Raw genomic sequence first — 7,308 nt, 5'->3', positions numbered from 1 at the left:
GGGGGTGATGGGGGGGGGGGGGGCTGGGGGGCGCGCGCGCTGGTGGGTGGCCGCGCCGGCGGGGGCGCGCCCCCCCCCCGCGGGGGCCCCCAACCCCCCGCGTCCGGACGAGTCGGGCGATAATCGGACCCGTGGACGAACAGAGGACCCCGCAGACCGCACCCGCCGCCGGCCCTGCCCCGGAGCCGATCCGCTGGTTCGGCACCGGCTGGGTCGAGCACGACGGCGGCTACCGGCTGCGCCGGGTGCTGGTACCGATCGGTGCGCTGCTGTGCACCCTGGCCGGCGCACTGCTGCTGCGGTTCGCGGTCGCCGGCGTCGGCATGTCGGACGCCGGCGGCTTCGTGAACGTGCTGCTCGTCGCCGCGATCGCGATCTGCACCTGCCTGTCCGCGATGCGGATGTGGAAGGTGCTCACCGAGGGCCGGGACAGCCTCAGCGGCTGGATGGCCGAGGACCGCTCGCTCGGCGCGGTCTGGCTGATCGGCGGTGTCGGCGCCCTCGCCGTGTACTTCTTCCGCAGCCTGGTCGAGGCCCCGGGCGAGGCCGTCCACCGCGCCGCGTACGAGCAGGCCGTGCAGCGCCACGAACGGCGCCGGGCCGAGCGCGGCGGCCGGCGCCGCCGGTAGCGGCCCGCCCTCGGCCCGCTGCCGCGGGCTCAGTGCGCGGCCAGCGCCCGCTCCAGGTCGGCGCAGAGGTCCGCCGGGTCCTCCAGGCCGACCGACAGGCGCAGCAGCCCGGGGTGCGGGCGCGCCTCCGGGGCGACCGGCCGGTGGGTCAGCGAGGCCGGGTGCTGGATCAGCGAGTCCACCCCGCCCAGCGACACCGCGTGGGTGATCAGCCCGCAGCCCGCGGCCGCCCGGGCCGCGGCCTCGTAGCCGCCCCGCAGCGAGAAGGCCAGCACCGATCCGGCGCCCGCCAGCTGCCGCCCGACCAGGCCCTGCGGGTCGCACTCCGGCAGGCCCGGGTAGTACACCCGCTCGACCTCCGGGTGCCCGCCCAGCCAGGCGGCGACCTTGGCCGCCCCGGCGGCCTGGTGGCGCACCCGCAGCGGCAGCGTCTGCAGCCCGCGGTGCAGCAGGTACGCCGCCAGCGGGTGCAGGATGCCGCCGGTCACCGCCCGGACCCGGCGCAGCCGCTCGGCCCACGCGGCGTCGGTGGCGACCACGCCGGCCAGTACGTCGCCGTGCCCGCCGAGGTACTTGGTGGCGCTGTGCAGCACGATCGTCGCCCCGTGCCGCACGGGCTGCTGGAGGACGGGGGTGGCGAAGGTGTTGTCGACCAGCAGCGGCACGGTGCCGCACTGCTCGGCGAGCGCCGCCAGGTCGACCAGCTCCAGCGTCGGGTTGGCCGGGGTCTCCACCACCACCAGGCCGGTGTCCGGCCGCAGGGCGCCGGCCACCTCCTCCGCCCGGGCCCAGGTCACCTCGGTGCCCAGCAGCCCGGTCGCCAGCACGTGGTCGGTGCCGCCGTACAGCGGGCGGACGGCCACCACGTGCCCGCGCCCCTCGGCGCGGGCGGCCAGCAGGCAGGCGCTGAGCGCCGCCATGCCGGAGCCGAACGCCACCGCCTGCTCGCACTCCTCGAGCTCCGCCAGCGCCTGCTCGAAGCGGGCCGTGGTGGGGTTCCACAGCCGCTGGTAGACGGCGCTGCCACCGTCCGGGAGCAGCCCGCCGGTCGCCAGCGCCTCGTAGCTGTCGCCTCCCGCCTCGACCCCGGGGAGCGGGTTGGTGGTGGACAGGTCGATCGGCGGCACGTGCACGCCCAGCCCGCGCAGGTCGGCGCGGCCGGCGTGCACCGCCCGGGTGTCGGGGTGGGCGGCGGCAGTGTCGGGGTGCGGCATGGGTGGCCTCCTCAACGGGGGGTGTGGGGGTGCGCCCATGCTCGAAGCAGTGGCGGCTGCCGGGCCAGCGATCGGAAGAAGATTCGACTACCCGCCGGTAGGTCTTGCGGATGTTCGGGACGGCGGCCGAAGGTGGCCCCCGTGCCGAAGAATCCGCAGCCCACCCTGGCCCCCGTCGACCGCGCCATCCTGCGGCTGCTGGCCGCGGACGCCCGGATGCCCAACAACGCCATCGCCGAGGCGGTCGGCATCGCACCCTCGACCTGCCTCGGCCGGATCCGGGCGCTGCGCGAGCGCGGGGTGATCCGCGGCTTCCATGCCGACGTCGACCCCGCCGCGGCGGGCCTCGGCATCCAGGCGATGATCGCCGTCCGGCTGCACGCCCACACCACCGAGCAGATCCGCAGCTTCGCCGGCGGGATCCCGCGGCTGCCCGGCGTGGTGGCGGCGTACCACCTGGCCGGCGCCGACGACTACCTGCTGCACGTCGCGGTCGCCGACACCGACGCCCTGCGGGACTTCGTCCTCCAGCACCTCACCGCCCACCCGGCCGTCCAGCACACCGAGACCAGCCTCATCTTCGGCCACGTCCGCGGCGCCGCCCCGGCCGCCGCCGACTGACCGGCTTTAATCGCACGACACCGGCCACCGGCTCCCGCTAGCGTTCGCGGTCGTCCGCACCAAGCGAACGCCTGTCCTTCCACGGGAAGAAGTCTGTGAACCTCGATTTCAGCGCCGAGCCCCTGTTCTCCTGGTACGTCGTGCTGCTGTTCGTCAGCGGCATCGCCATGATCGGCATCGGTGCCGTCAACTTCGGCGGCCTGAGCACGGGCTGGCGCATCTTCAACGCCGTCGCGGGTGCCGGCTTCGTCGGCTACGCCTTCTACCTCGCCTTCATCTTCGAGGGTGGCTCGTACATCCTCTTCTTCAAGGCGTTCATCCTGCCGGTGCTGATGGTGATCAACTTCGTCCGCTCGCTGGCGAACCGCCGCCAGGCGGCCGCCCCGGTGCCGTACGCCCGGTCCCCGTACGCCCAGGCCCCGCAGGCCGCGGCCCCGACGGCTCCCGCCGCTGCGGCCCGGGCCGAGCCGGCCGCCGGCTCCGGGCCGGTCCAGGTCGGCTGACCGCCGCACCGGCGGGACCGCGACAGCGCCGAGGCGGCGCCGACTCCGGGGATTCCCGGGGGCGGCGCCGCCTCCGCGCACGCGGGTTCAGCTGCGGGAGAGGGCGTCGCAGCCCTCGTGCCGATCCAGCGGCTTGCTGTGGTCGTACGGGTCGAGGGTCGCCGGGCCGCTCGGTGTGGCGCTGCCCCGAAACTGGGGGAATCCCGGCTGCAGGAAGCCGGTGTACGAGCCGCACACGTTGTTGCCGAACGAGGCCAGCGAGTGGGACACGAAGAGCTTGCCGCGCTGCACGTGGTACTTCGCCGGGTCGTAGAAGCGGAAGTCCAGCTCCCGGCGGACGATCTCGCGCTCCACGGTGGGCGCGTCCGCCGTGTCGTTCCAGGCGACCGGCCGGGCCGTTCCGGCGCCGCCCGGGGTCGCGGGTGCCCGGCCGGCGTCCGGCCCGGGGCGTACGGCGTAGACGTACGTGTAGTCGGTGTGCACCACCACGCCGCGCTCGCCGTCGCCCTCGAACGTCACCCGGCCCTGGACCTTGACGGTGTCGGTCACCGGCACCGCGACCCGCGGGTCGAAGCGGCTGAGCCAGACCGTCGGGTCGGAGTCCTTGGCCGGGTGCGCCAGGTCCTGCTCCATCCGCTCCCGCTCCTTGCGGTCCATCAGGTCGAGCGCCGCCTGCGGCGTGGAGCCGGCCAGCGTCCTCGGGTCGACCGAGGTGAGCACCAGGAAGGTCCGCACCGCCGAGAGCTGCGCGGCGACCTCGCTCCGGGAGAACACCCCGACCGCCTCGGCGTCGGGGACGGTGATCGCCTCCGCCCCGGCCGGCCAGGCGTCCGCGGGCGAGCCGGCCCACGGGTGCTCGGCGGTCGGCGTGTCCGGGGCGACACCGGGCGGCGCGGCCGTCGGCGCCACGCTCTCGGGCCCGACCGGCGGCAGCGCGGACGACCGGGGGCCGGCGTCCGGCCACCCCAGGCTCAGCAGGAAGAGCACCGAGGCGGCGGAGACGGCCACCGCGAGCACCGTCACCCACCGCTGCCGGCGCCGGCCGCCGCCGGGGGAGTCCACCCGCTTCGCCCGCCGCCCGAACCGGCTGCGCCGGATCTGCGGCACGTCCGCCGGAGCCCGCCAGGACTCGCTCTGCGGCGGGTTGTGCTTCCACCGGGCGGCCAGCATCCGGGCCCGCCCGGACTGCTCCCGCACGGGCGCGGCGCGGATGAAGTCCTCGTCCAGGACGAGGCCGTCGAAGGGGTCGCCCTGGGGCTGAGCAGGGTCGTCGAGTGTCGGCACGCGCGACAGTATGCAGACGACCGCGGGCACCGCCGCGGGCGGGTGCCCGGGCGGTGTCCGCGCGGTGATCGTTCGGTACGGGTTTCCCGTGATTCGTCCGTCAGCCGCGCCTGCGCGCCGCCTTCACCGAGCCGACCACGCCCGCGACGGCGAGCAGCAGACCGGCCGGCAGCAGTGAGGTGAACAGCGCCCCGATCAGCCCCGAACTGCCGAGCAGCGTCATCGCCAGGGTGTTCAGCACCCAGAGCGCGCCGGCCGCCGGCAGCGCCGACTGCCAGGGGTGGGCGTCGGCCCAGCGCTGCAGCCGGCCGTCCCCGTCGTCCTTGCGCAACCGCCCTCCGACGGTGCCCACCAGGAAGAAGAAGAACAGGCCCAGGCCGACGGGGCCGGCCAGGATGTCCATGGACCAGTGGCCCGTGACGACGTCCACCCCGAGCGCCGCACCGCCGACCACCGCGCCGACGGCCGCGGCGGTCCGCCAGGGCCCCAGGGTCGCCGCCGCGACGGCAACCTGACGGTTCTCACTCCGCGACAAATCTCCGTGTCCCATGGCTCCACGGTGCGCCTGTCCGGCCCTGGAAATCCATAGGGGCCAACCCCGAGATTCCCCCGAGCGCGCGACGCCCGGCGTGCTTCCCGCGGGCTGCCGGGCACCGGGGCCGGGCCGTGGCAGCATGGCCGACGACCACCGGCCCCCGCAGAGCAGGGAGCACGCCCATGGGCCTCGGCTGGACGGTGCACGGGGACGGCCGCACGCCCGCACCGGGCGAGGTCGTCCGTCCCGGTGAGCGGCTCAGCTGGCCGCGGACGGCCGGGCTGGGCGCCCAGCACGTCGTCGCGATGTTCGGCGCGACCTTCGTCGCCCCGGTGCTGATGGGGCTGGACCCAAACCTCGCGGTGATGCTCAGCGGCATCGCCACCATGCTGTTCCTGCTGGCCACCCGGGGCCGGATCCCCAGCTACCTCGGCAGCAGCCTGGCCTTCGTCGGGGTCGCCGCCTCGATCCGGGCGGCCGGCGGCGGCACCGCGACGGTGACCGGGGCGATGCTGGTGGTCGGCGGGGTGCTCTTCGTGGTGGGCCTGGCGGTCCACGGGCTGGGCGCCCGGGTGGTCCACGCGGTGCTGCCGCCGGTGGTCACCGGCGCGGTCGTGATGATCATCGGCTTCAACCTGGCGCCGGTGGTGGCCACCACGTACTGGCCGCAGGACCAGTGGATCGCCTTGCTGACCATGGCGTTCACGCTCAGCGCGATGGTGGTCGCCCGCGGCTTCGTGGCGCGGATCGCGGTCTTCCTCGGCCTGGTCTTCGGGTACGCGGCCTCCTGGGTGGCGGACCGGCTGTTCGGACGGATCCACTCCCCGGACGCCTCCGGGCAGGTCACCGACCACTGGCGGGTGGACCTGTCGGCCGTGCGGCACGCCGACTGGTTCGGCTTCCCCTCGCTGCACGGCCCGGAGTTCAAGGGCTCGGCGGTGCTGCTGGCGCTGCCGGTGGTGATCGCCCTGATCGCGGAGAACGCGGGCCACGTGAAGGCGGTGGCCGAGATGACCGGGGACGACCTCGACCCGGACCTCGGCCGGGCGATCGCGGCGGACGGCGCCGCGAGCGTGCTCGCCACCGCGGCGGGCGGGCCCGCCACCACCACGTACGCGGAGAACATCGGCGTCATGGCGGCCACCCGGGTGTACTCCACGGCGGCCTACCTGTGCGCGGCGGTGTTCGCGGTGCTGTTCGGCCTCTGCCCGAAGTTCGGGGCGGTGGTGGCCGCCGTGCCCGGCGGGGTGCTCGGCGGTATCACGGTGGTGCTCTACGGCATGATCGGCCTGCTCGGCGCGAAGATCTGGAACGAGAACCGGGTCGACCTCGGCAACCCGCTCAACCTGGTGCCGACCGCGGCCGGGATCATCATCGGCATCGGCGGGGTGTCGCTGAGGTTCACCGAGGACTTCACCCTCGACGGCATCCCGCTGGGCACCCTGGTGACCATCGTCGGCTACCACGGCCTGCGGTTCTTCGCCCCGGCGCACCTGAAGGCGCCGCCCGTGCCGAAGACCGCCGGGGGACCGGGGGATGACGGTGCGCCAGGCCTTGGGCATCGCGCGTAGACTCCGCGCGTAGAGTTTGCTTGACCCGCATGGTTACCCGCCCGTACGTTCATCCCCGCATCGTGCGCGCCGGGCCTGCGGGGGGCGAACCGCGCCCTCCCCGCCCGGCGGCAGAAGGGGGCAGAACCACATGCTCAGGAAGACCCTCGGGAACGGCTCGAAGACCCTCGTGACCCTCGCGGTCGGCGTGGTCGTCGGCGGCGCGGTGGCCGGCGGCGGCCTCGCGGTCGCGGACGCCAAGGCCCCGCGCAGCGACCGCCAGATCACCAACATGACCAACGAGGTCAGCGACATCAAGGCGTACTACGGCGACACCGTCGACGCCAAGGGCGAGCACTGGCCGTCGGAGACCAGCAACTACGCCAAGCAGGTCGCGGGGATCGAGAAGGACGCCAAGCAGTACCTGCAGGCCCGGGCCCGGCACGAGCACGGCAAGAAGAAGGCCATCGTGCTCGACGTGGACGACACCTCGCTGTCGACCTACAACTACGAGCTGGAGACGACCTTCGTCTACAACCCGGTCAGCAACGCCCAGTACATCGCCACCAAGACCATGCCGGCCGTGTTCGGCATGAACACCCTGGCGACCTGGGCCGAGCAGCAGGGCTACACGGTCTTCTACGTCACCGGCCGCCCCGAGGCGCAGCGCACCTACACCGCCGCCAACCTGGCCGCGGTCGGCTTCCCCGCCGCGGACGCCTCGCACCTGTACCTGAAGAACAAGGAGAACCCGCCGGCGTACCTGGCCTGCGGCGCCACCTGCACCACCATCGAGTACAAGTCCGGTACCCGCGCCCACATCGAGAGCCTCGGCTACCAGATCGTCGCCGACTTCGGCGACCAGTACAGCGACCTCTCGGGCGGCCACTCCGGCAAGACGTTCAAGATCCCGAACCCGATGTACTACCTCCCCTGATCCCCGCGCTGCGGCGGGCGCGCCGACCCGCGCCC

8 protein-coding genes are annotated in these 7,308 nt (G+C 74.4%); 5 read left to right on the top strand and 3 right to left on the bottom strand.

Features of this window, described 5'->3' with window-relative positions; genetic code table 11:
* Positions 1-131 precede the first annotated feature (131 nt).
* The gene (locus ACFV0G_RS31205) at positions 132-629 is read left to right on the top strand and encodes a hypothetical protein (RefSeq protein WP_380555284.1); all 498 of its coding nucleotides are present in this window, start codon (positions 132-134) and stop codon (positions 627-629) included.
* Positions 630-658: 29 nt separating this feature from the next.
* Here ACFV0G_RS31205 and ACFV0G_RS31200 read toward each other — a convergent pair whose 3' ends face one another.
* Positions 659-1,843 carry a trans-sulfuration enzyme family protein gene (locus tag ACFV0G_RS31200; protein WP_380555282.1) on the bottom strand — a complete coding sequence of 395 codons (1,185 nt, stop codon included), beginning with the start codon at positions 1,841-1,843 and terminating at the stop codon, positions 659-661.
* Positions 1,844-1,984: 141 nt separating this feature from the next.
* Between ACFV0G_RS31200 and ACFV0G_RS31195 the strand changes: the two genes are divergently transcribed.
* Both ACFV0G_RS31195 and ACFV0G_RS31190 read left to right on the top strand, forming a co-directional pair.
* Positions 1,985-2,464 carry an Lrp/AsnC family transcriptional regulator gene (locus tag ACFV0G_RS31195; protein ID WP_380555280.1) on the top strand — a complete coding sequence of 160 codons (480 nt, stop codon included), beginning with the start codon at positions 1,985-1,987 and terminating at the stop codon, positions 2,462-2,464.
* A gap of 95 nt (positions 2,465-2,559) precedes the next feature.
* Positions 2,560-2,967 (top strand): hypothetical protein, encoded by a 408-nt coding sequence (locus ACFV0G_RS31190; protein WP_380555278.1) that lies wholly within the window; start codon positions 2,560-2,562, stop codon positions 2,965-2,967.
* Positions 2,968-3,054: 87 nt separating this feature from the next.
* Here the strand turns inward: ACFV0G_RS31190 and ACFV0G_RS31185 are convergent, their stop codons facing one another.
* A complete protein-coding gene (locus tag ACFV0G_RS31185; protein ID WP_380555276.1) occupies positions 3,055-4,251 on the bottom strand; it encodes a hypothetical protein in 1,197 nt (398 codons plus the stop codon).
* A gap of 100 nt (positions 4,252-4,351) precedes the next feature.
* A complete protein-coding gene (locus tag ACFV0G_RS31180) occupies positions 4,352-4,801 on the bottom strand; it encodes a hypothetical protein (RefSeq protein ID WP_380555274.1) in 450 nt (149 codons plus the stop codon).
* A gap of 167 nt (positions 4,802-4,968) precedes the next feature.
* Between ACFV0G_RS31180 and ACFV0G_RS31175 the strand changes: the two genes are divergently transcribed.
* Both ACFV0G_RS31175 and ACFV0G_RS31170 read left to right on the top strand, forming a co-directional pair.
* The gene (locus ACFV0G_RS31175) at positions 4,969-6,357 is read left to right on the top strand and encodes a uracil-xanthine permease family protein (RefSeq protein WP_380555272.1); all 1,389 of its coding nucleotides are present in this window, start codon (positions 4,969-4,971) and stop codon (positions 6,355-6,357) included.
* Between the two features lie 130 nt (positions 6,358-6,487).
* Positions 6,488-7,273 (top strand): HAD family acid phosphatase, encoded by a 786-nt coding sequence (locus ACFV0G_RS31170; RefSeq protein WP_380555270.1) that lies wholly within the window; start codon positions 6,488-6,490, stop codon positions 7,271-7,273.
* The last annotated feature ends 35 nt before the right edge of the window (positions 7,274-7,308 follow it).

The organism is Kitasatospora sp. NPDC059571 (assembly GCF_042735675.1).
Taxonomy (GTDB): domain Bacteria; phylum Actinomycetota; class Actinomycetes; order Streptomycetales; family Streptomycetaceae; genus Kitasatospora.
The sequence above is the reverse complement of the archived record's forward strand: the minus strand, read 5'-3'. Positions and strand labels throughout refer to the sequence as shown.

Coding starts and splice junctions, on each gene's coding strand:
- ACFV0G_RS31200 (WP_380555282.1), bottom strand. CDS start 1,843: ATGCCGCACCCCGACACTGCCGCCGCCCACCCCGACACCCGGGCGGTG.
- ACFV0G_RS31180 (WP_380555274.1), bottom strand. CDS start 4,801: ATGGGACACGGAGATTTGTCGCGGAGTGAGAACCGTCAGGTTGCCGTC.
- ACFV0G_RS31175 (WP_380555272.1), top strand. CDS start 4,969: ATGGGCCTCGGCTGGACGGTGCACGGGGACGGCCGCACGCCCGCACCG.
- ACFV0G_RS31170 (WP_380555270.1), top strand. CDS start 6,488: ATGCTCAGGAAGACCCTCGGGAACGGCTCGAAGACCCTCGTGACCCTC.